We start from the raw sequence: 23,572 nt of genomic DNA, 5'->3' as shown, positions 1-23,572 counted from the left end.
CCGCTCTTTCCGAAGGGTTGGTATAACGAAGTGCAGGTTCAAACCGTCGTGTTGAGCGCCGATGGAGAGAATGATCCTGATATTCTTAGCATCATTGGTGCTTCAGCATCGTTGATGGTGAGCGATATTCCCTGGGCTGGTCCTTTGGGAGCGTTGCGCATCGCGCGGGTGAACGGCAAATTTATTGCCATCCCGACCCATGCTGAAATGGCGGAAAGCGACCTTGATCTAATCTATGTCGGCAATGAGAACGACATTGTGATGTTCGAAGGCGCCGGGGAGGAAATCTCAGAAGAGGATTTCAAAGCCGCTTTGAAGTTTGGTCAGGATTGCTGCAAGCCACTGATCGCTGCACAAAAGGAATTGGCAGCCAAGGCCGGCAAGAAAAAGCGTGAGGTCAAGCTGAACATCGTCCCGGAGGAAATCCTCAAGGAAGCCAAAGCTCTCGCTGGAGATCGTATTGTGCCAGCTTTGTTGACGCCATCCAAGCTCGCCCGTGAAGCCGCCGTGAACGCCATTTTCGAAGAAGTGGGTAAAAAGCTCGTCGAGAAGTTCGGTGCGGAAAAGGTGACTGAATTTGTGCTCAAAGATGCCTCCTACTACATCCAAAAGGAAGCTGTGCGTGGCTTGATCATGAAGGAAGGCAAGCGCATGGATGGTCGTCCGCTGGATGGCATTCGTGCGATTCACAGTGAAGCAGGCATTTTGCCGCGCGCACACGGTTCGGCTTTGTTCAGCCGTGGCGAAACCCAGACGGTGGCGCTGGCCACGTTGGGAACCGGCGAAGACGCACAGGAATTTGATTCCTACACCGGCGGGAGCAATGAAAAGAAGTTCATCCTGCACTATAACTTCCCGAACTATTCCGTGGGTGAAACGGGCCGTATCAGCGGACCTGGTCGCCGCGAAATTGGTCACGGCGCTCTGGCCGAGCGTTCGATCGAGCCGATGATTCCGCTCGACAAATATCCCTATGCGATCCGCGTGACGAGCGAGATTATGGAATCCAATGGTTCAACCTCCATGGCTTCCGTATGCGGTGGCACCCTGGCGTTGATGGATGCTGGTGTTCCAATGATTCGTCCAGTCGCTGGCATTAGTATCGGTATGTGCACCGAACATGATGCAGTTGACAAAATCTCTGCCTATAAACTTCTGAGCGATATTATCGGCGCGGAAGACGGCTTTGGTGACATGGATTGCAAAATTGCCGGCACGGAAAAAGGAATTACTGGTTTCCAACTGGACTTGAAGTTGCGTGGCATTCCCCACGACATGATGGCGGAAACCTTGGAGAAAGCCCGTGTGGCCCGCTTGTTCATTCTTGGTGAAATGGCCAAAACTCTGGCTGCTCCACGCACAGAAATGAGCAAGTACGCTCCTCGTATCGAAACGGTCAGGATTAACCCTGAGAAGATCGGTGCGTTGATCGGACCTGGCGGCAAGAACATCAAGCGCCTCGTCGAAGAATCGGGTTGCGAGATCAACATCGAAGACGACGGAACGGTTAACATTTACTCTGTTTCTTCAGAGGGAATGAAGATTGCCCGTGATGCCATCGTCGGCATGACTGCCGAAGCCGAAATCGGCAAAATCTATCGCGGCAAGGTTGTCACCGTAAAAGAATTCGGTGCCTTCGTGGAATTCCTGCCCGGTAAGGACGGCTTGGTGCACATTAGTGAACTCGCCAACTTCCGAGTGAAGCAGACTGAAGACATCGTCAAGATTGGCGATGAAATCTGGGTCAAGTGCCTCGGCGTGGATGAAAAGGGCCGTGTAAAACTGTCCCGCAGAGCGGCGATGGCAGAACGCGACCAGGAAATGGGCGGAGCCGGTGCTGAAGCAGGTGCAAGCCAGCCAGCAGGTGAAGGTCACCGCGAGGAAGGCCATCGTGAAGAGGGCCGTGATCAAGAGCCTCGTGAGGAAGGTCGTCGTGATGACCGACGTGGTGGCGGTGGCGGTGGCGGTGAACGCCGTGGCGGAGGCCGCCGCTAAACGAAGCAGGATTTAATACGCAAGGCGAGCCATCATTGGCTCGCCTTTTTGCTATATACCGAATGCCAAAATTAATTTCCGGAATGGGGGAAAAGAACCGGATGAAAGGAGGCGATAAGCCTGATGAACGTGGAGACTGAAAAAGTTATGGCCTTGGGGAGGGGGAACTTCGTTAGTCGTTTGGGTACAGGGTGCTTTTGATTTGAGGCGGCGTTGTCGGCCTGGTCGCTATCTAAGGATAGCGCCTGCGGCCTCCGCCTTGCCTCAAACCAAAATCCCTCCTGCCATCCGGAAATTTCTTTCGGCATTCGATATAGCTTAATGCCTTCGCAGGATGAGCCGATGGTCCACACGTTTGGTCTGGTGGTATTCCAAAGGGGGAAGTTCGGTCAATGTCGGGGATTCAGTTTCTTTCAGAATGGATTTGGCGAGCGCCTGGAGTTCTCGCCAACGAGGCCAGTCCAGATCTGGGGCGTGGGAGACTTGTCGGAGTGTGCTGCGCCACTCAATGATGATCCTGTCGATATCGCCAGTTCCGACCAGATCGGTGACGTAATTGTGCTTGGTGAGGGGATTTTTATGGGCGGCCGCAACAACTTGTTCCGCACCGGCACCATACTTTACCGGCACCCCATTCTCCAAATATCCGGGAATGGATTGTGAGCCAAAGATCTGATGGCAGGCGATTGCGAGACGACCACCCCAACGATTTTCTTCGCCACAAAAACGGAATCCAGCATCCAGATTGGCCAGATCATAAATCATTTCTTCCAATGGGTACGAGGTATCCTGCAGTCCGGCGGCAATGGCAAGACCATCGCCCTGGGAGAAGAAGCTGACTACCTGCCCGCGTTGGGTGGGGACACCGGCAGCATCAACCAGACCGAGGCGACGCCAGAGCAATGCTGTGCCGGTGCTGGTTGGTAATTCACGGCAAACCGGAACGAGCACGCACCGTGCACAATCCTCGTGCAGCACTTCGCGAGTCATTGGTTTGTAGAGCGCGACACCATGGGCATCCACCGGCACACGCATGGAAAGGTCGGCAATGCTCACGTGAGCGAGAATGCGCTGCCCGTTATTCGTGAACCGAACCACCGGCGTCCTCTGCAGAGCGAGCTTTTGCTCTACCAATGGGGCAATCTTTTCGGTCCAGACCGGGAAAGGTGCCTGCCGTCCATTCCAGTTGGTCAAGCGGCGGACCCACTTTGCAATGATGACCCGGTCTTCGCCCAAGCGATCGGCAACAGTCATGGAGCGCCCGTAAGTTTTGACTCCACCTTCTTCTGACAAAACGGATAAATTGCCGGTGCCCACTTTTTCGAGCGCGTCCGGTTCAGTCAAGGCAGAGCGCAATTCAGCGGAGGCGATTCTGAGCCCCTCGTCCTCCGCAAACCCAACAGCTTCCGCCTGAGCTTCCAATGTGGGGACAGGAGTGGTGGTCGCCTCCACAATTGTGGGCATGATGAAGATCTCTCGTAGTGGCTTTTCGACCGGAGTTGGGAAGCGTTCCCACTGACCGCGGCTATTGAGCATTTCCCTGACATGTTGGCGAACATGCCGAGCCCGTTCGGCGTCCGTTTTTAATCCGCAAGGAACAACGGGATGTTTCAGTGATTCTTCGACTCCAAGAAAAACTGGTTTGCTGGTGAAAAGGCGCTCCTGCACTTGGACAGCTTCCAGGAAAGGATCGCGTTTATGATTTGCCGCGGCAGTCATGATGCCGAGCAAAGCGCTCCAATCAACCGCGCCGCTGCGAGACAAATGAGCGGAATGGGCATCAAGAAGGCGGAGTTCATTAGCCGTGATGAGGACAAAACCGGTTTCGTCCAGACCGCGGCGTCCCGCACGGCCGAACATTTGGAGAATCTCATCAGAACGCAATGGTTGCTCCTGATAATCACGGCGATATGAGGCTCCAGCGAGTGCGACGCTGCGCAACGAAAAATTTATTCCCGCAGCCAGGCCCATGGTGGCGACCACAACCCTTAGCTGGCCCGCTTTCGCAAGCGGTTCGATCACCCCTGCACGTGCGCCATAACTTAAACCGCTGTGATGGTAGGCAATGCGGGTCTTGAGCATCTTGGCCAGATGATCTCCAACCAGAAGTTTTTGTTCACTACCAAGTTGAAGCGGATTGGGAGTCGGGATATACCGGGCCAACTCGGCGGCCATGGATTCCGCTGCCTGACGTCGAGGTGCGAAAATGAGGATTGGACCAAGGTCCTCGGCAAGGCATTTAGCGACCAGACGCGGCCAATAACCGCGGATTTCACTGGGGACATGAAAGCTAAGGTTGTTGGCGTGAACTTCCTCCAGTGGCACCGGGCGGTGGTCGTGACGAATCAGAACAGCCTGACGACCAAGCCTTGAGAGCCATTTAACGAGGTCCTGCGGATTGGCCACACTGCCGCTGAGCAGTAGGAGTTGGGTTTGCGGTGGAGCGAGAGCCAGGGCGAGTTCGTAGTTCAGTCCACGATCAGGGTCGCCGATCATTTGATACTCGTCCACGACCAGCAGGCTGGGACCATCACCCTGAATGAGACGGTTCTTTTGCGTTTCCAGAGTCGCCACAAGAATCGGAGCATTCAGGTTTTCTGCGAGGTCGCCAGTCGCGATGCCGACATCCCAACCTCGAGCCCGCCATTCAGCGAGTTTGTCGTTTGCCAATGCGCGGGTTGGAACGGTGTAAATTGCCTGACCACGGTTTTTGCCCGCATTGGACCAAAGTTCGAAAATGAGCGTCTTGCCGGAGCCAGTGGGAGCTTGCACGACAACATCCTTGCCCTCACGCAGAGCAGCTACGGCCTGCTGCTGCCAGATGTCTGGAACAGTGACCTGATTCAGGACGGGAAGATTGGCAAGTTGTTCTGCAAACGATGACACGCGCAAAACATAGTCGAAAAAATCAAAATCCGAAATGGATAAAATGTTTGGATGTCTGCGAGGAACAATGGATTGCGGCAGGCAGAGTTCGCATGCCAAAGGACGTTACAAATTATGGGGGGAATTGTAGTCCCAATCAGTGTTGACATTTTTCTCCGTTGGTGCGAATACGTCATCAACTGAAGTAGCAGCAGCCTAAATTGGCGCTCCTTCCTGAGAGCCAATGCGGGGGAACCAGATTCCCGGAAAACCGGGACGGGGCGTAAGGTCGCGGGCAACCGTGGCCAAGGTCACTTCCAGGACCAAGCCCGTCAGCTAACCTCGTCGGCAATTGGAAGGGCGATCCTCTAGGGCCGCGTTTGCGGTCCCCACGTTCACCCCACATAAAAAATGCGTTGCATTGATGCACGGCAAATAACCGTGGCAGCAGTGCAACCCTATCGGAGTTGGTTATGACCTGCTGGGTTATGATTGGCGCGATCAATAATGCGTCGGTTGTTTCGATGGCCGGATTGGCACTGGCTGTGTTGGTTCTCACGGTTCTGGGGATGGTGTTCCTGCGGAAAAATCTTGTCCGACGAATTGCCCTTTTTACATTGCTAATGAGTGTGATTTGGGGTTCTGAAATGTGGTGGCTGACCGCAAATCAACCGTCCATGGCTGCGCATCTGGCAGTCCAGCAACTGAATGGAGGAGATGTCAACGCGCGGAATGTAAGGACGTTCGACGCAGCAAAAGACGCCGTTCAAGTCGCGGCGGAAATTGCGACACTCCTGGTAACGTTGGGATGCTTTGGTGTTTATCTCCAAGCCTGCTTTATGAAGTTAGGCAGGGTTTGTACCAAAGCAACGACGCCGGTCACTTGCGTGTTGATTCTATTGACTTTGACAGGGTGTATGAAGCCATTTGACCGGCCGGAATATGTGGAAATTGACACTTCTGAAACTGGCTTCCTGATTCCTCTGGAAGGAGATTCGACACAACAGTCGCGTTTTCAATCCGAGGATTATTTGAAACAACGGAAGGTGGCGGCGAAGCGAGTGCAGATAATCCATCGCTGGTCGCAGGAGGGCCGGATGGGCAATGATGGCAGGTGGATTCCAACCGTGCGCCTGGTGAAGGTAAATCGTTCGCCGGTAACGCGCGAGTGGTCCTCGGATTCCGGTTCTCCGGTCGGGGGACAAGCACGCACCCGAAGCACGAATGACAAGGCCGTCTGGATTGAAAGTTCGGATAGTGTTGGTTTTAGCATGGGCTTTAACTGCACGGCGTTTATATCCGAGGATGACGCCGCAAAGTTTCTGTATTGGTACCCGAGCGGTTCCCTGGCGGATGTTATGGACCATGAAGTGCGTGGTCGCATCCAACAAATAGCGGCTGAAGTAGCAGCGAGATATCCACTCGATCAGTTAAGATCGCGAAAACAGGAGATTGCTGATGCCGTGAAAAAGGATGTAACCACCTTCTTTTCGACCCGTGGCGTCACGGTGACAACCGTCGGAATGTTTGGCGGAATGACCTATGAGAATCCTGAGATTCAGCGCGCGATAGACCAAACATTTATCGCACAACAGTTGAAAACGGTTTCCCTGGCAAAATATGAGGCGCAACAAAAGGAAAATGAGCGCATCGAATTGGAAGCAAACGGTCTCGCCGAAAAAGCGAGACGTGAGGCCTCAGGGTTGGCGGATGCAAAACGCACCGCTGCCTCCGCTGAAGCCCAGGCGATCCGGGAAGTGAGCAAGGCTTTGAGTGAAGCCCAGCAGAACCCGCTGCTTTATCAATTCAAAGCCTTGGAGGTGGAGAAAGCGAGAGTGGAAAAGTGGGACGGAAAATACCCCACCTACTGGATGGGAACCGGGACGGGTGGTCCCAACTTGATGCTGCAGCTGCCTGCACCTGGCGGGAATGCCTCAACACACTAGGACGCCGGATGGACGAATCAAGGGGTGTGAGAGGGAGCCGGTTGGCTACGGAGCCAGCCGGCTTGCTTTTTAGGTTGGGGAACGGGTTGCGAAATTGTCCATCTCAGGGCAAAATAAACGGTTGTTAATGTGAAAAGCGTTCGCTTGTTTCTAAGTTAAATGGGCATTGAACCCCGAGAGTTTCCAGGCCGAATGAAGTCGGAAAGTAGAAATGGTGGATTGGAGTCTCGACCGCCGCAAACCATTGAGACGGTTTGGCCGCGGAAATCTCGTCCTCCGTGGAAACGGTTCGGCCTCGCGTTGCTGACCACCATGGCGGCCTTGGCAATCGATTTGGTCTTGCGCAACTTTCTAAGTGAGTCTTCGATCGCCCTCTACATTTTGGCAGCAATGTTGAGCGCCTGGTACGGCGGCTTCCGGGCAGGTGCGGTAGTCGTGGTCTCAACCGATTTGATTAACCTGTTGCTTTTCAATAACCCGCATTTCTCGTTGGCGGTTAAAGTGCATGGAGCCGAGCGTTTAGGTGTATTTACGAGCGTGGCTTTACTTGTAAGCTGGCTGGTAGATCGAAGCAAGAGGGCGGAAGAAGCCTTTAGGATTATCAACAAGGAACTCGAACAGCGAGTGGCTGCGCGAACGGCTGCGCTTGAGGAATCCAACAAACAATTGGAAGATTTCAGCTATTCACTCGCACACGATTTGCGGGGACCTTTGCGGACGATGGCGGGATTTGCCCACATTTTAGCTGAGGATCACGGTAATGAACTCAGCGAAGGAGCGCGGGATTGTGTTCGGAAGATTCAGCTATCCTCCCAGCGCATGGGGCACCTCATGTTGGATCTATTGGCTTACACGCGATTGGCGAGAGCCGAGTTTAAGCCGCAGAAAGTACATTTGGGAAAGCTGATTGAGAGTTTGCTGGTCAGAATGGAGAATGAAATAACCCGGTGCCACGCAATCGTTCATGTGCGCAGGCCGTTGCCTTCCGTTGTCTCGGACCTGGAAACTCTGGATAACGCACTGATGAATCTTCTGACTAACGCGATGAAATTTACTTCTCCCGGCGAAACACCCAAGGTGCAGGTGTGGGCGGAGGAACGTTATCCAGGAGTTATGCGGTTGTGGGTGGAGGATAATGGGATCGGGATTGAGCTACAATATCGAGAGCGCATTTTTGGGATATTCGAAAGATTACACGACAAGGATACTTACGAAGGAACGGGCATTGGACTCGCCCTGGTGAAAAAGGGAATTGAGAGAATGGGAGGCCGGGTAGGGGTTGAATCGATACCCGGTCAGGGAAGCCGTTTTTGGATTGAGCTCCCGACAGATAATTGTGAGAAGCAGGAGGAGGAGTAAACGCGCACCGCACAGATCTCGCGGGTATGTTATGTTGATTCCGATGGTGAAACAAAAGTATGTCATTTTAACACTCATGACGGTGTTGCTATTTTTGGGCTGGGGCCTGATTCATGCTCAGGGTGGCACTCAGAATACCAAAACAAATTCGATGTCCAAAACCATGATAACTGAAAAAATCATTAAGACGGATGCTGAATGGCAGAAGCAACTCACGCCGGAACAATTCAAGGTAACCCGCAAAAAAGGAACCGAGCGGGCCTTTACAGGTGAGTACGCGAACAATCATGAAAAAGGGATTTATAAATGTGTCTGCTGCGGACTGGACTTGTTCAGTTCCGATGCCAAGTTTGATTCTGGAACAGGTTGGCCGAGTTTCTGGGCACCGCTGAGTGCTGAAAGTGTGGAAACCAGGTCAGATAACACCTTCTTCATGAAGCGAACCGAAGTATTATGTCCTCGTTGCGAGGCTCATTTGGGACACGTTTTTGACGATGGCCCCAAGCCGACGGGTCTGAGATATTGTCTGAACTCGGCGGCTTTGAAGTTTGTTCCAGAAAGTAAGTAAAGCCGGGAAAGAGTAAGTAACCGCAGCAGATGGCCTTCCACCTGTATCTTAACAGGTTGACTTGGGGTAGTCGCAACCTTAGATTGGCACAGCATGTTTGCTGCCGATACTAGAGCGGTTGTTGTTCCCGTCACCGGTGCATCGCAGAAAGAAACCCATGCTACATGGAAACATATAGCGGAACCGGTGGAACCCTTTCTGGAGGCTGTAGCCCAGCGTTTGGAAAAGCAGGTCAGGGAATTCGACCCTGCAATTGTACCTTATGCCGAGTACGCATTGACCGGCCAAGGGAAGCAGCTGCGTCCTGCCTTGGTGGCGCTTAGTGCGAACGCGAGTGGAACACTTAATGACTCTCACGTAACCATCGCCGTAATCATTGAAATGGTGCATTTGGCAACACTGGTGCATGACGATGTAATGGACGAAGCCGAGATTCGCCGTGGCCGATTAACTTTGGCGGCGAATTGGGGAAATGAAATAGCAGTACTTTTTGGTGACTGCCTTTTCGCACATGCCTTAAAACTGGCAGCCAGCTTTCCCACACCGGAGATATGTCGTGCGGTAGCGATGGCAACCAACACGGTTTGTTCGGGAGAAATTTTACAAACTCAACAGCGGAGAAATTTTCAGTTTTCCCAGCCGGAATATTTCAAAGTTTTGGAAATGAAGACGGCAGAGTTGTTTGCATTGTCTTGCGATTTGGGAGCCTGCTTAACCGGAGCCCCGGCAGTTCAACGAAACGGTTTGCGTCAGTTCGGGATGGCATTAGGAACAGCCTATCAACTCTATGACGATTGTCTGGACCTGTTTGGTTCAGAAGCTGCGGCTGGGAAGTCCCTCGGTACGGACCTCGCGAAGGGAAAACTGACATTGCCGATTTTACTGGCGTGGGAACAGGCGACCGTCGAGGAAAAAGCAACCTTGCAGGGAAATATTTTAAAGTGGGAGCCAGGCCATTTCGCGCCGGTTATTGAATTGCTCCGCAAGTACAAAACATTTGCGAAATCGGTTGAAATAATTAACCAATATCTCGAAAAGTCACGCCAGACACTGAAGGTGTTGCCTGAATCTGCAAATCAGGCTGGTTTGATCGGCCTGACAGAGTTTCTCGCCCGGCAGACGGAAAAACTGGGAGTTTGTGCCTAGAGCTAGTCTCCAAAGTATGATTGATCCGGCTTCTGGCAAGGCACCTGGAGATTCGCAGCCAAGCGAATCATCAGGCTCCTCGTCCGAGAAAGCACCATTGACTGACGAAATGCAGTTGGTTGAGCGTGCTCGCAATGGGGATATGGCTGCGTACGACGATTTGGTGCGGCGCTATCAGGAACGGATTTATGCCACCGTTTACCATATGACGTCCAACCACGAGGATGCAAACGATTTGGCGCAGGAGTCGTTCATCAAAGCTTTTCAAGCGCTAAAATCTTTCAAAGGTGGTTCAAGTTTTTATACCTGGATTTATCGTATTGCCGTCAATAAGACGATTAATTTCTTGAAACAGAGGAAGAATCGTGCGCAAATGAGCCTGAACGATTTGGATTTTAATGCAGAGCATGATCCTGATCTCGTGGCACTTATTTCCGATAAAACTCCACGTCGGGATATTGGATTAAGTGAGCTGCAAGAAAAATTGAACGCCGCCCTATTGAAGCTGTCAGAGCATCATAGATTAGTCGTCACACTGCACGATGTGCAGGGGTTGTCACATGAAGAAATTGCTAAGATCATGGATTGCAACATCGGTACTGTCCGATCACGATTGTTTTATGCCCGCCAGCAACTACAAGCATATCTGTCAGATTACCTAAAGTGATTATGAACACGTCCCCGGAAGAGTTTGAACAGTTACGCAAGTTGTTGAAGCTAAAGAGGTATGAGCAGCCACCGCCACGCTATTTCAAGGACTTCTCCGCCCAGGTTTTACGACGATTGGAACAGGAATCATCATCCATATCTGCCACTGCGGAAGTATCCTGGTTTAAGAGGATATTTGGCGTGTTGGATACCAGCCCCGTAGCAGCTGGTGTTTTTGGAGTTTCTGTATGCAGTTTGTTGTTAGGTGGAATTGTTTTTACCCAGTGGTCAGATGGAGTTGGTGGTGATGCGATTGCGGCCACCACTGAAGGCAATCTGGCGTTTGCTCAACCGACTTCCAACCCGATGCTGGAACGCAGTTTACCGGTCAGTTCGCATTCGGGGTTGTCAATTAATAGCGACGGTTTCTTTAACGCTCCAACTCCAGGCAATTCCCTGGGTGTGGTTGTGCAGCCGGTAAACTTTACCACTGCCCAATAATTAGATTTGCTGCAGGTCTGACCGCAGTTAATGCCGCTGATGCATCCCGGTTCTGCATGGCAGTCGGGATTAATTCATCGGCTCCAACAGCTCCGAAAGTGCTCGTGTTCGGCTTATTGCCCAATCACGAACGTTCACTTCCCTCGAATACAATACTCTTCCAACTGCAAAAAGAAGGCGGCCATAGGGCCGCCGTGAGAAATTGCAGTGACGTTCTGCCGATTATGATTACATTTCGTGCTCAAAGGACATCAGCAAATCCCCGCCAGTGACGGTCATGCGCTCACCTTGGATTTCAGCTGTAAAAGTTTGTTTCTTGGGGCTGGAAATAGTGATGGTGTACTTGCTGCCATCGCCTTCCCACTGTCCCTCAAGTTTCTGCATACTCACAGTAGGGGCCAATTTGGGATTAGTATTGGCGTGAAGTTCACCGACATCCTTAACGATGACTTGTTTGTCGGGCGCAGCGATGAGCACGGTCTTGGCCATGGTTAAAAAGAGCACTCTGCGGCGCTTCTGCATTTCGGTCGAACCATAATTTGGATTGCTTTGCTTCATCAGGGCGAGAGCGCCGTTCAGATTGAAATCCCAACGACCAAGCAGCTTCTGATCACCATATTTTGCAGATTGGCCGGTTTTTAGGAAATTATCCAAATCGGTAATGTTGGGGACAAGTATGCCCCAGATTTCTTTAAGCATGTCGGGATTCCCCAGGATGGCTTGAGCCTTGGGGTGATTCACAATTTCCGAGATGGAGGGTTGCTTCAAGCGCAGTTCAGTGAATTCCTTGTCATTGCCGATGTCCTGGAATTCGGCTTTTTCGCCAAGCATCAAAAAGGCGGGATAACGGGAGAGGCGACTCTCCAGCAAATCGTTGTGATAGACCAAACCCATAAGGTCCGAGGTTTGATAGTAAGTTTCAGGCAAGGGGTCGATGGCTGCATCAATCTTGGCCATTCCTGAAGCTCTAACATGGTGGCCAAGGGTATTGAGCATTTTCATGGACCAGGAAGCATTATCATCCGCGACCTGGACTGTGGCGTAGCTGAAAACGTAAATGGGGAGACACAGTAAAATCAGGTAAATGGCTGCATTGACAACACCGATGCACGCACCGACGCGATGGTTTAAGCGTTCAAAAAGTCCCATGCGCAGGTCGCCAGCCTTGTGTTTGTAATAATGATCGACTTTATGATGCACCGAGAAGCCGATGGCTTTAAATACCGTTAGCAGGATGAGAAAAACGATGACTGGTGCGAGCAAGTAGATAAAAAAAGGATTTTTTATACCACAAGTAGCAAGCAGACCATGAAGCAGTTTCCCCAAAGGAAAGGCGAGCACGGTACTTATCAATAACCCTACTAAAGTGGCAGCAGCGCGGATCGCGCCCAAGGCGTAGCCTGCGTACCCAGCCATACCAAGAAAGACAAGAGCAAGAATCCAGATTAACATCCTACTAATCTAAGAAGGTTATAAAAGAAATCACGCAAAATCTGCTGAAGAGTATTACACATTGGAACCAGGCGAAGCAGAATGATCGCGTCTCCGACCCATACCCGGGTTCTCAGGACAAATTAGGGAACCAGCCGGGCCCGGTAGAATCTTCGGGAGAAGATAGGCGAAGAAGCATCGATAAACAATGTGTTAGTGGCTGCGAGAGTGTTGGTTTTGAGTGGAATCCAATCTGCGAAATTGGTTGAGGTCTGAATGATTAATTGCTGTCCAGGAAAGCCGACAATGTTCAACTGAAATGGATTTCCTCTAACACTAATCAGAGTTGGAGGTTGAAGGCTGGGCAGGACGATGAGCGGTTCCGGGGCATAAAGATAGCGCGTGCGTGAGCCGTCTGATATCCGCGCATAAACAGCATAGGTTCCCGGGTTGATGGAAGCTCCATTGAGAATGGTAGAAATATTGGTAAACGAAATACTGCTTATTCCAGTTCCGGCAACCTGGAATTGAACAATCTGCTTTTGATTGATGTTGTAAGGGTTTGAATCGACATCGACGTAAACCCTTACATCAGCACTGGAAGAAACGCCGCATTGATAGTAGAATCTGAACGGGACGGTGTCGCCCGGACGGAATGGAGCATTTGTGAGAAGATTGAATTTCAGGGCATTTGGCCAAAAACCATTGTTTGAAGGCAAGGCGGTTCGTGCCCCGAGCCCGGAACCGATGTTCAATGCAGAATTGAATCCGCTACGGATTTGGCCAAGGCCTGACCCGGCGGGTTCATTGGTTCCAAGCCTGTTGCCACCTCCGATAAGCGAATAAAGGAAACCCCCGGCGGCACCGTGACTTTCATTGGCGGTCCACCACGAGTTGCGTTCTGTTGAAGTGATGGAGGCTTCGGTGTCGGATGAAGGGGTGTTGGTTTCAACTGTTCCGTGATACCACAGGTGGACGTTGGAGTGTTCAGGCGCCAGGGTGCCAGTGTTGCCATAGCCTCCAGAGAGGTTGGTCAACTTGCGATTGTAGGCTCCGGTTATGGACTCGCCACGGACAAGGGAGGAAATCGTTTGATAATAATTATCAGCGTAAAGCACATTGGCATAGGCTTTCACGGAAGCATCCACGGCGGAGAGAATGGGTTCGGCGAACCCGTCGTTATTTAAAGGATGGGGATCCAATGTGGTTTGTTGATCCACCCAAATGCCCTGAGCGCCCAACAAACGGGAGATCTCAGAGATTACTGAACCGCCACGGCTATGCCCGATTAGATGAATGGGGAATTCAACGACCGAATGACCGCCAAGCTCCGGAAAGAAATTGGTTTGCAGCAGGGCAGGAACCACGGCGTTCGCAATTTGGGTCGTATTTGATGAAGTGCCGCTGGAGAATTGGGACCAATCCAGCAGGATAAACACTTCGCCGCGATCAGAGTTGGTAACAGCGACGCCCGCAAGCCTGCTTTGAGACAGGACTACGGTGTGTTGAGCGTTGGTGATGAATCGCATCACATACGTGCTAAAGTTCGTGCCTTTGAAATTGGGATAAAGCGGGAACCTTCCGGCCATGGATGTTATCCATCCGTTTACATCTGAATTCGCTCCATGCGTGATAATAGTCACGCCCGCTGCGCAGGCACGGAACGGCAGGCAAAAAAGTATTGCCGCAAGTAACAGCCCAAGGACCAAATTTACAACCGATTTTGAATGTTTGTTCAAATCAGAGACGGAGGAAAATCTTGCGATTATAGAGAAATCGAACGAAAGCGAACATCAAGAGTACAATGGTCAAGGTAACGACTACAGGACCAAAGGAACCAAAAGCGGCTGCGACCGGGCCGCCGACCAGGAGGTTTGCAAGCTTTTCAAAGGAGACGAAATGAAAGGCCAGGTAGATCGATATGGGATTCATTCCGATCCAGACGAAAGGTGTGCACCACCTCCGCCACTGCCAGATTTCAATCACCTGATAAAATGCAGCGAGGAAGATGCAGGCATAACCTCCTGCCACAAGCACGTAAGATGAGGTCCAAAGTTTCTTTATGACCGGGAATTCAAGCCCCCAAAGAAAACCGAGAGCCACTCCGGCAATGCCAGCACCGGCCAGCAGAAGGACTTTCTTTTGGTCTGGCACATTGGGATTTCTTAGCAAAAGACCGGCGAAGACGCCGAGCAAACAGGTGACAATCGCGGGCAGGGTGCTCAGCAGACCTTCGGGATCGTAGGTGCCATCCCATTTATAGCCCGGAAGATATTTTTGGTCGACGTAATTGGCCAGATTGACTCCTGGAATGAATTGGCCGTGGAGCATGGTCGTGCTGGACAAATTGAGTTGGGCGACATTTGTGAAGCCGTTGTGCTTCGTAATTTCCTGAGGGCTTGCTGACGCAGGTCTCACATCGGGAAATGGGACGAATGTCATCAATGCCCAATACGTGAGGAGCAAGGCAGCAGCGGCGACAATCATTCCACGCAGCTTGAAGAAGCAAAACACGAGGCTGGTGGAAAAGTAGCAAATCGCGATGCGTTGCAGTACGCCCATCCAACGAATGCCATCAATTCCCTTCGAGATGCCGCCGTAGATAAGCAGGCCGAAAACGTAAAGAAGGAGACTGCGGAAGAAAACGCGTTTAAGTGCAGCAGCTTTGCCGTTAACCTCGATTGCTTTCGTAAGCGAAAATACGAGGGACACGCCGACAATGAAAACGAACAGCGGGAAGATAAGGTCGTAAAAAGCGACGCCTTGCCAGACCTTATGATCCATTTGGCTATTGATAATTCCCAAGGGGCCGTTGGGCCAGGCATTGTAAAGAGCGTGGACGAGTTCCTCACCCCCAACGATCCAGAACATATCGAATCCGCGCAAAGCATCGAGTGAAAGCAGGCGCTTGGTCGTCGAGGGACTTGTGACCTGTGGCTTTGACTGTAGTGGAGGGCTTAAAATGTCGCTCATAGGAACAGGGATTTGAGACCCGGGCATTTAATTACGATTTTGCTTTTCAGTCCATCTTATTAGATGCGCGAGGACATCGTGGCATGGAGTGGAAGGCAGGCCTGGAATAAAAACGACGGCTGGTTGTCACACTAGCAGAGACGATTGCTGATGCAGAGGGTAAAAACACTTTTACGCATTGCGTTTAGCAGGGGATTTTCTGAATATAACTACAGAATTTGCAGTCAGTTTCACAAACAACTATGCAGTCTCAAAAAAAAGCATCACAACCGGATCGGCGTAATTTTTTCAAGGAAGCGCTCGCCATAGTGATTGGCGGAGCGGTGGGCATCGTACCGTTGCTTGCAGGGGTGAAGGCGTTTTTTGCTCCACTGAGCAGGAAAGGTGAGGCTGGAGCAAGTGCGGAGGTGCCGCTGATCCCGGTAACAACGTTGGATGCATTGCCCGCGGACGGTGTGCCGCGTAAGTTCCCGGTGTTGGCGAACAAGACGGATGCTTGGAACAAATATCAGAACGTACCGATCGGAGCAGTTTATTTGAGGCGGACGGCAGATGATAAGATTGAGGCGTTGAATGTGGTCTGTCCACACGCCGGTTGTTTTGTGGATTTTATCTCAGACAAGGGAAATTATTTGTGCCCGTGTCATAACAGCACTTTCAAGGTGGATGGGAAAATTGCGAATCCCGGCAGTCCGGCATCGCGTGGCTTGGACCAGCTTAAGGTTGAAGTGAAGGACGGCAAGGTGCTGGTGGCATTTCAAAACTTTGAAGCCGGTATTCCGCAAAAGGTCGCTGTATCATGAAAGTGCTGATTGATTGGGTGGATTCACGGACCGGCGTCAAAAAATTGACGCACGAAGCGCTTTACGAAAATGTCCCGGGCGGATCGCGTTGGCGTTACGTTTGGGGAAGTACGCTCACATTCGCGATCGCAGTGCAGTTCATCACAGGCATCTTCCTCTGGATGGGATATGCTCCGAGTGCTCAAACCGCATGGGAGAGCGTGAATTTCATACAGAACGAGACAACGGGCGGTTGGTTATTGCGGGGGATACATCATTATACGGCGCAATGCATGACCGTTCTGCTGCTGTTGCATCTGATGCAGGTGGTTATTGATGGTGCTTACAAGGCACCGCGGGAGGTAAACTTTTGGTTCGGGATTCTGCTGATGCAATTGGTGCTTGGATTGTCTCTCACTGGATATTTGTTGCCCTGGGATCAGAAGGGTTTTTGGGCGACGAAAGTGGCAACAAACATTCTTTCCATTGTGCCGTTCGTGGGACATGACTTGCAGCGGCTCGTGCTGGGAGGAGCGGATTACGGACATCTTACTCTGACCAGATTTTTTGCGCTGCATGCAGGAGTATTGCCGGCATCGTTGATCATACTCCTGGCGGGGCACATCTACCTGTTCCGCAAACACGGCATCAAGTCAAAGGAGCCCCATAAGGCGTCTGACACGGCATTCTGGCCGGACCAGGTTTTGAAGGATGCAGTGGCGTGCCTGGCAGTCATGGCTACTGTGTTATTTCTCATTCTAAGATACAACATGTTTGGAACGCATGGTCCGGTGGGGGCGGAGTTGGGAGCACCGGCGGATCCCTCCGAGCCTTACTCGGCAGCGAGACCGGATTGGTATTTTCTATTTTTGTTTCAATTCCTGAAATTCTTTCCGGGTCAAACGGAGATCATTGGTGCGATTATAATTCCCAGCCTGGCAATGTTGGTGATTTTCCTCATGCCATTCATTGGCAGGTGGAAGCTGGGCCATCGGTTTAATGTCGGTTTTCTGTTTGCAGTGCTGGCAGGCGCGGGGCTCCTAACCTATATGGCAATGGCGGAAGACAAGCACAATGATACTTACAAACTGGCGGTCAAACAGGCCGACCGGGATGCTGAGCGGGTAAAGGAATTGGCACGCTCGTCCATGGGTATTCCACCGACGGGTGCAGTAACGTTGTTGCGGAATGATCCGTTGACGCAAGGGCCAAAGTTGTTTGCAAAAAATTGCTCGAGTTGCCATCGGTATGATGGCGGCGATGGCATGGGTAATCAGGTGAAGGATGCGCAGTCCGCTTCGGATTTGAAGGGGTTTGGCTCACGCGAATGGCTCGGCGGATTGCTCGATCCGGCCAGGGTGGATTCGACCAATTATTTTGGCGGTACGAAATTCAAAGAAGGGAAGATGGTCAAGTTCGTGAAGAAGAAAGTAGCGGGTTATTCGCCAGAGGAGAAAGAGCAATTAAGGAAAGTAATTGCGGCGGTATCAGCCGATGCTGGATTAAAAGCGCAGAAAGCCATTGATGAACACGATGCTGCCAACATTGCAGAAGGGCGGACGTTGATTAAAACTGCGATGGCCTGCACAGACTGTCATCAGTTCCACAGCAAGGATGAAGATGCGACAGCGCCCGACCTGACGGGCTACGCCTCAAAGGAGTGGTTGGTGAAATTCATTAGCAACCCTGGACATCCGAGCTTCTATGGAGACCGAAATGACCGGATGCCCGCGTTTGGTGAGAAGCAGATTTTGAATGAGCAACAGATTGGGATGATTTCGGACTGGCTGCGCGGGGATTGGTATGAGCCAATCGAAGCGGCAAAGCGATAGTGGATAAGCGAAACTTGAAGATTTGAGAAATGAGATTTGAAATCCGCCGTGGTTCTTCCACATTAAGACATGCTCGAAACTGAGTTTTTTCCGGCGAAACAGGCGGGTTCAAAGCGCTTGATGGTGATGATGCACGGACTGGGGGACAGCAGTGCGGGATTCCACTGGTTGCCGCAAGCGTTGGATTTGCCATGGATGAACTACCTGCTGCTCAACGCTCCTGACCCATATTATGGAGGCTATTCCTGGTATGATTTTGCAGGTGAAGCTGCCATCGGCATAAAGCGAAGCACAAAGGTGGTTTCTGATTTGCTCGACGAGCAGCGGGCCAAAGGATTTCCCACGGAGCAAACAATTCTTAGTGGCTTTTCGCAAGGCTGTTTAATGACTATCGAAGTGGGCTGCCATTACCCACATCGTTTTGCGGGTCTGGTGGGAATCAGTGGTTATGTGCATGAGCCAGAGCAGTTGATGAAGGAGCTTTCGCCAATGGCGAAGCAACAGAGATTCCTGATCACGCATGGTTACAAGGATCCAATTCTTCCCTTCGACATGGTGAAAGGGCAAATGATGGGCTTGAAAGCGGCGGGGTTAAATGTTGAATGGCACGAGTTCGCAAAGGCGCACACAATCGCAGGCGAGGATGAGTTGGAACTGATCCGAAAATTTATTGTGGCCGGGTATCCGAAAACTTAACCGGGACAGCGTGGAAATAGCAGAACAAATGGAGCAGTTGAAATAGCGGACAGGTAACAGAAGCTTGATCCTGGTGGTGGCCGCCGGGATGCTCAGACCTCCTTAGACCTGTTCTTCGGCTGGACCGTAATTTGGCCATCGTTCTCCAGGATGGCAAAATGCACCTCTTCGATGCAGGCGCAACCGGCTCCGCGTAACGCAGCATTCAGTTCATGATGTGTTAATCGCTGGCGCTTCAACACCTCGGTGAAAAGAATTCCATTGTGGATCAGCACTTCCGGACGCCCCTCGATCAGTGCTTCAAGGCGCTTGCTCTTGTAGGTGGCAAGCCCTACGACGTAGTTGAGGCCGACCAGTGTCACTGCTGAAATAATCCCTGCCAGCAAGGAATTATCCCCTCCATTCATTGCGTTCTGAACCGCGTTGCTCAACACCAGCAGCAAGATCAGGTCAAATGGCGAAAGTTGCCCAACCTGCCGCTTCCCAGTAACCCGCAGCAACACGAGAAGGAATACGTAGACAATCCCTCCACGCAAAATAAGTTCCCACCAGGATACGGAAAGGTGCCACATCGTTTAAACCTGTTATAAAGTCCCGGTTCTGACGAGCAAAATCCCCGGTATTTGTAAGTCTGGCACGGTCAGGGAACATGTGGCCGGGAATGACTACAAATCTGTAAGCAGACGCGCACTCCGCACCATATCCAAAGCTGTGGCCTTACCTGCGCCCTCTGGTCTGTTTGAAACCACCCGGAACGTGATGACCAGGCCCTTCAACTTAGCGTAGCCCTGCGTTAGATATTTATATTCTCCCGGTTGGGGCATTCCTGCCGTGAACTTTTTATCCGTGACAGTGAAATACGCGCCGTTTACTTCAGGGCCATTTAACTCCTGGATATCGATTGATTTCTCCACGGCATGCGGCAATTCCATTTTGCCCACCTGCGTTAGAAAGGCTTTTACATCCAGGTTCCTGGTTTTGTCCTCGCCCACTTGCGCCACTTCCAACATGACTGCAAAGTCCTGCTCATTTCCGGGGCTCAGTTTTATCATCGTGACCGGCCTGTTTGACTGCCTGACCTCTCGCATTGAGTCGCTCCACGATTTTGGATAGCTCAACTGCAATGTTCCAGCGCCTTTGATTGGGAAACCCTTCCGCAAGGTCTCATTCGAGTCGTTGCTTGAGGAGGCAGAATTTGGTTTGTCAGAAGCTGCCGCCAACGCAGGTGCATTATCGGCTTGAACCCCGACCACAACCATGCTTCCCATCAAGACTGTCAGCCAAAACGTTTGCATCATAAATTCATTTCTTAATTTCAATTCACCGGATGTGGGACACCGCAACCGCAGACAATCGCGATATTGTTTGTTGATGGTGCACCGTTCGCCTCCGGTTTCACATTATCCGGATCATAATCCAAATAAGGTCCCAACCAACGCTCGACACTGCCCAAATCCATCTGCTTGCGCAAATGATAATCGAGAACCTGGTCCCGGCCAATTTTTCCCACGCCGAAATATTTTGATTCTGGATGCGCAAAATAAAGCCCGCTCACTGAACTCGCTGGCCACATTGCACAACTCTCGGTAAGCTTTATGCCCGCTTTCCTTTCCGCATCGAGCAGCTTCCAAAGAATCTGCTTTTCGGTGTGGTCAGGAGACGCCGGATAACCAGCCGCCGGACGAATTCCGCGATACTTCTCGCGAATCAAATCCTCATTGCTCAGGTTCTCCGTCTTGCCAAAGCCCCATTCTTCACGCGCCTTCTTGTGGAGATATTCGGCAAACGCTTCCGCCAAACGATCCGCCAGGGCCTTCGCCATGATGGAATTGTAATCGTCGTGGTCCTTCTCAAAATGCTTCGCCAGTTCATCCACGCCATGACCGCTCGTGACAGCAAATGCGCCCAGGTAATCCTTCAATCCGCTCGCCTTCGGCGCAACGTAATCAGCCAGGGCATGATTAAATTGATCAGCGGGCTTGTCCATCTGCTGACGCAACGTATGGAAAGTTGTCAACACCTTCGTGCGCGAATCATCGGTGTAGAGCTCAATATCATCGCCCACACTGTTCGCTGGGAAGAAACCATAAACCGCGCGCGCTGTGAAGAGTTTCTCGTCCACTATCCGCTTCAACAAGGCTTGTGCGTCATCAAACAATTCCTTCGCCTTGGGCTCATCCAAAATCGCCGGATAGCGCCCGCGCAATTCCCAGGTATGAAAGAACGGCGACCAATCAATGAAGGGAATCAGTTCGTCGAGCGGAGCATTCTCCAGCACCTTCGGACCAGTGAAGGAGGGTTTGGCAATGTCGCTCTCTTTCCAATCAATGGGCGTCTTTCGCTTGCGCGCTTCCTCGATCTTCAACAACGGCTTCGCGTCCTTCTGTGCCGCGTGCTGCTGGCGCAACCGTTCCTGCTCCTCGCGATTCTTCTGCACGAACGCGGTCTTGAGCTCCGGGTTGAGCAATTGTCCCACCACACCCACGGCGCGTGATGCATCAAGCACATGCACCACAGCTTCGTTATAGCCCGGTGCAATTTTTACCGAGGTATGAGCACGACTCGTCGTGGCCCCGCCAATCAGGAGGGGCAGGGTGAAGCCTTGCCGTTTCATCTCCTTCGCCACGTGCGCCATTTCGTCCAGTGATGGTGTGATCAATCCGCTCAAGCCGATGACATCGACGTTGTGCTCCTTCGCCGCCGCCAAAATTTTCTCCGACGACACCATCACACCGAGGTCGATCACCTCGTAGCTATTGCAACCGAGCACCACACCGACAATGTTTTTGCCGATGTCGTGGACGTCGCCCTTCACGGTTGCCATCAGGATTTTGCCGTTGGCCCGGGTAATGCCAGTCTTCTTTTTCTCCTCTTCCATGTAAGGCAGCAAATATGCCACGGCCTTTTTCATCACGCGCGCGCTCTTCACCACCTGCGGCAGGAACATCTTGCCTGACCCGAATAAATCGCCGACGACATTCATGCCGCTCATCAACGGTCCCTCGATGATCAATAGCGGCTTGCCATATTTCTGTCGCGCTTCCTCGGTGTCCTGGTCGATGAAATCAACAATGCCCTTCACCAAGGCATGGCTGAGTCGTTCTTCCACCGTTCCCTTGCGCCACTCATCCGCAACCACTTCCGTCTTACCTTTTTGCTTCACGGATTCAGCGAACTTAATCAACCGTTCCGTCGCATCCGGCTTCCGGTTCAACAGGACATCTTCCACGAGTTCGAGCAGGTCCTTCGGAATCTCTTCATAAACTTCCAGCATCCCGGCGTTCACGATGCCCATGTCCAACCCCGCCTTGATCGCGTGATACAAAAATGCCGAGTGCATCGCTTCGCGGACCGTATTGTTGCCGCGGAACGAGAATGAAATATTGCTGATGCCACCGCTCACCTTCGCGTGAGGCAGGTTCTGTTTGATCCAGCGGGTCGCCTCGATGAAATCGACCGCATAATTATTGTGCTCATCCATGCCCGTCGCCACGGTCAGGATGTTTGGGTCAAAAATAATGTCCTGCGGCGGGAACCCGACTTCCTTCGTCAGGATGTCATAACTCCGTTTGCAGACTTCAATCTTGCGAGCGAAATTGTCGGCCTGGCCCTTTTCGTCAAAAGCCATTACCACTACCGCGGCGCCGTAACGACGCACCAGTTTGGCGTGTTCCTTAAACTTCTCTTCGCCTTCCTTCAGGCTGATGGAGTTCACGACACCCTTGCCTTGGATGCACTTCAAGCCCGCCTCGATGACCGACCATTTGGAGCTGTCCACCATGATCGGCACGCGTGCAATGTCCGGTTCGGACGCAATCAAATTCAGAAAATGCGTCATGGCTTTCGCGCCATCGAGCATGCCTTCGTCCATGTTCACATCGATGACTTGCGCGCCGTTCACCACCTGCTGCTTGGCTACGCTCAATGCTTCCTCGTATTTTCCTTCAAGGATCAATTTTGAAAACTTGGGCGACCCGGTTACATTCGTCCGCTCGCCCACGTTCACAAAGTTTGTTTCCGGCCGCACGGTCAAAGCCTCAAGGCCGCTCAAACGCAAATAAGGTTCCACCGTCGGCACCACACGTGGTTTTAACCCGCGCACTGCTTCCGCGATCATCTTGATGTGCGGCGGGGTTGTGCCGCAGCAGCCACCGACCACATTTAACCAGCCGTTTGAGGCCCATTCCTTCAATTGCGGTGCCAATGATTCGGGCGTTTCTGGAAATCCAGTGGGGAGCAGGGGATTGGGCAACCCGGCATTCGGATACGCGCTCATATAAATCGGCGCGATGTTCGACAATTCCTCGATCAGCGCCCTCATCTCCTTTGGTCCGAGCGCGCAGTTCATTCCCACGCTCACGAGCGGCACGTGTGAAATCGAATTCCAAAATGCTTCCACCGTCTGGCCGGTGACACCGCGATTGCTGCCCGCCTGGATGAAAGTCACCGACGCCATGATCGGCAGTCGATAACCCAGGTCGTCATATAATCTTTCAATCGCAAAGAATGCCGCCTTGGAATTCAGCGTGTCAAAAATCGTTTCTACCAACAAAATATCTGCCCCACCATCAATTAAGCCTTTTGCCTGATCATAATAAGCCTGCACCAGCTCATCGTAAGTAGTCCCACGCGCGGCCGGATTATTTACATCCGTCGAAATGGACGATGTCCTCGTTGTCGGTCCCATCGCGCCGGCCACAAAGCAAACGCGTCCCGGTTGTGCCGCCATCACTTCCTCCGCCGCACGCCGCGCACATGCCGCTCCTGCCTTGGACAACTCGTATGCCAGATCCTCCATCTTATAATCTGCCAGCGAAATTGCCTGCGAAT

Annotated in this window: 17 protein-coding genes and 1 riboswitch; of the genes, 10 read left to right on the top strand and 7 right to left on the bottom strand. The window is 51.9% G+C overall.

The window, feature by feature from the left end; translation table 11 throughout:
• On the top strand, positions 1-1,995 hold a 1,995-nt coding region (pnp, locus tag CFLAV_RS29715), incomplete at its 5' end, for a polyribonucleotide nucleotidyltransferase (protein WP_007418635.1).
• A gap of 318 nt (positions 1,996-2,313) precedes the next feature.
• On the opposite strand, the gene CFLAV_RS29705 is transcribed toward pnp, so the two are convergent.
• Entirely contained in the window at positions 2,314-4,881 is a 2,568-nt protein-coding gene (locus CFLAV_RS29705) for a DEAD/DEAH box helicase (protein ID WP_007418633.1), read from the bottom strand.
• Between the two features lie 182 nt (positions 4,882-5,063).
• Positions 5,064-5,226, top strand: a riboswitch (cyclic di-AMP (ydaO/yuaA leader).
• Positions 5,227-5,333: 107 nt separating this feature from the next.
• Between CFLAV_RS29705 and CFLAV_RS29700 the strand changes: the two genes are divergently transcribed.
• The 6 genes from CFLAV_RS29700 to CFLAV_RS29675 all read left to right on the top strand — a co-directional run bounded on the left by CFLAV_RS29700 (position 5,334) and on the right by CFLAV_RS29675 (position 11,028).
• Positions 5,334-6,806: an SPFH domain-containing protein gene (locus CFLAV_RS29700; protein ID WP_083809210.1), complete on the top strand. Its 1,473-nt coding sequence runs from the start codon at positions 5,334-5,336 to the stop codon at positions 6,804-6,806.
• A 192-nt stretch (positions 6,807-6,998) separates the two neighbouring features.
• Positions 6,999-8,165, top strand: coding sequence for a PAS domain-containing sensor histidine kinase (locus CFLAV_RS33430; protein ID WP_160164687.1), 1,167 nt, complete (start codon positions 6,999-7,001; stop codon positions 8,163-8,165).
• A 166-nt stretch (positions 8,166-8,331) separates the two neighbouring features.
• Positions 8,332-8,733, top strand: a complete 402-nt coding sequence (gene msrB / locus CFLAV_RS29690) for a peptide-methionine (R)-S-oxide reductase MsrB (protein ID WP_040550779.1) — start codon at positions 8,332-8,334, stop codon at positions 8,731-8,733.
• 93 nt (positions 8,734-8,826) lie between these two features.
• Entirely contained in the window at positions 8,827-9,879 is a 1,053-nt protein-coding gene (locus CFLAV_RS29685) for a polyprenyl synthetase family protein (RefSeq protein WP_007418629.1), read from the top strand.
• Between the two features lie 16 nt (positions 9,880-9,895).
• Complete coding sequence (locus CFLAV_RS29680; RefSeq protein WP_007418628.1) at positions 9,896-10,546, top strand: sigma-70 family RNA polymerase sigma factor; 651 nt, start codon at positions 9,896-9,898, stop codon at positions 10,544-10,546.
• A gap of 2 nt (positions 10,547-10,548) precedes the next feature.
• Entirely contained in the window at positions 10,549-11,028 is a 480-nt protein-coding gene (locus CFLAV_RS29675; protein WP_007418627.1) for a hypothetical protein, read from the top strand.
• 228 nt (positions 11,029-11,256) lie between these two features.
• Here CFLAV_RS29675 and CFLAV_RS29670 read toward each other — a convergent pair whose 3' ends face one another.
• The 3 genes from CFLAV_RS29670 to CFLAV_RS29660 all read right to left on the bottom strand — a co-directional run bounded on the left by CFLAV_RS29670 (position 11,257) and on the right by CFLAV_RS29660 (position 15,432).
• Positions 11,257-12,444 (bottom strand): CvpA family protein, encoded by a 1,188-nt coding sequence (locus tag CFLAV_RS29670; RefSeq protein ID WP_160164686.1) that lies wholly within the window; start codon positions 12,442-12,444, stop codon positions 11,257-11,259.
• Positions 12,445-12,602: 158 nt separating this feature from the next.
• A complete protein-coding gene (locus tag CFLAV_RS29665) occupies positions 12,603-14,048 on the bottom strand; it encodes a hypothetical protein (RefSeq protein WP_007418625.1) in 1,446 nt (481 codons plus the stop codon).
• Positions 14,049-14,199: 151 nt separating this feature from the next.
• Positions 14,200-15,432 carry an acyltransferase family protein gene (locus CFLAV_RS29660; RefSeq protein ID WP_007418624.1) on the bottom strand — a complete coding sequence of 411 codons (1,233 nt, stop codon included), beginning with the start codon at positions 15,430-15,432 and terminating at the stop codon, positions 14,200-14,202.
• 242 nt (positions 15,433-15,674) lie between these two features.
• Here CFLAV_RS29660 and CFLAV_RS29655 point away from each other — a divergent pair, with 242 nt between their 5' ends.
• From CFLAV_RS29655 to CFLAV_RS29645, 3 genes are all read left to right on the top strand, one after another.
• The gene (locus CFLAV_RS29655; protein WP_007418623.1) at positions 15,675-16,235 is read left to right on the top strand and encodes a Rieske (2Fe-2S) protein; all 561 of its coding nucleotides are present in this window, start codon (positions 15,675-15,677) and stop codon (positions 16,233-16,235) included.
• Entirely contained in the window at positions 16,232-18,046 is a 1,815-nt protein-coding gene (locus CFLAV_RS29650; protein WP_007418622.1) for a cytochrome b N-terminal domain-containing protein, read from the top strand. Before CFLAV_RS29655 ends, CFLAV_RS29650 begins: the two co-directional genes overlap by 4 nt.
• 69 nt (positions 18,047-18,115) lie before the next feature.
• Positions 18,116-18,742, top strand: coding sequence for an alpha/beta hydrolase (locus tag CFLAV_RS29645; protein ID WP_007418621.1), 627 nt, complete (start codon positions 18,116-18,118; stop codon positions 18,740-18,742).
• Positions 18,743-18,834: 92 nt separating this feature from the next.
• On the opposite strand, the gene CFLAV_RS29640 is transcribed toward CFLAV_RS29645, so the two are convergent.
• From CFLAV_RS29640 to metH, 3 genes are all read right to left on the bottom strand, one after another.
• Positions 18,835-19,314, bottom strand: a complete 480-nt coding sequence (locus tag CFLAV_RS29640) for a DUF421 domain-containing protein (RefSeq protein WP_007418620.1) — start codon at positions 19,312-19,314, stop codon at positions 18,835-18,837.
• Positions 19,315-19,407: 93 nt separating this feature from the next.
• A complete protein-coding gene (locus CFLAV_RS29635; RefSeq protein WP_007418619.1) occupies positions 19,408-20,040 on the bottom strand; it encodes a hypothetical protein in 633 nt (210 codons plus the stop codon).
• A gap of 17 nt (positions 20,041-20,057) precedes the next feature.
• A partial coding sequence (gene metH, locus CFLAV_RS29630; protein ID WP_007418618.1) for a methionine synthase occupies positions 20,058-23,572 on the bottom strand: 3,515 nt, incomplete at its 5' end.

Source organism: Pedosphaera parvula Ellin514 (assembly GCF_000172555.1).
In the GTDB taxonomy this organism is placed as follows: Bacteria; Verrucomicrobiota; Verrucomicrobiia; order Limisphaerales; family Pedosphaeraceae; genus Pedosphaera.
The sequence above is the reverse complement of the archived record's forward strand: the minus strand, read 5'-3'. Positions and strand labels throughout refer to the sequence as shown.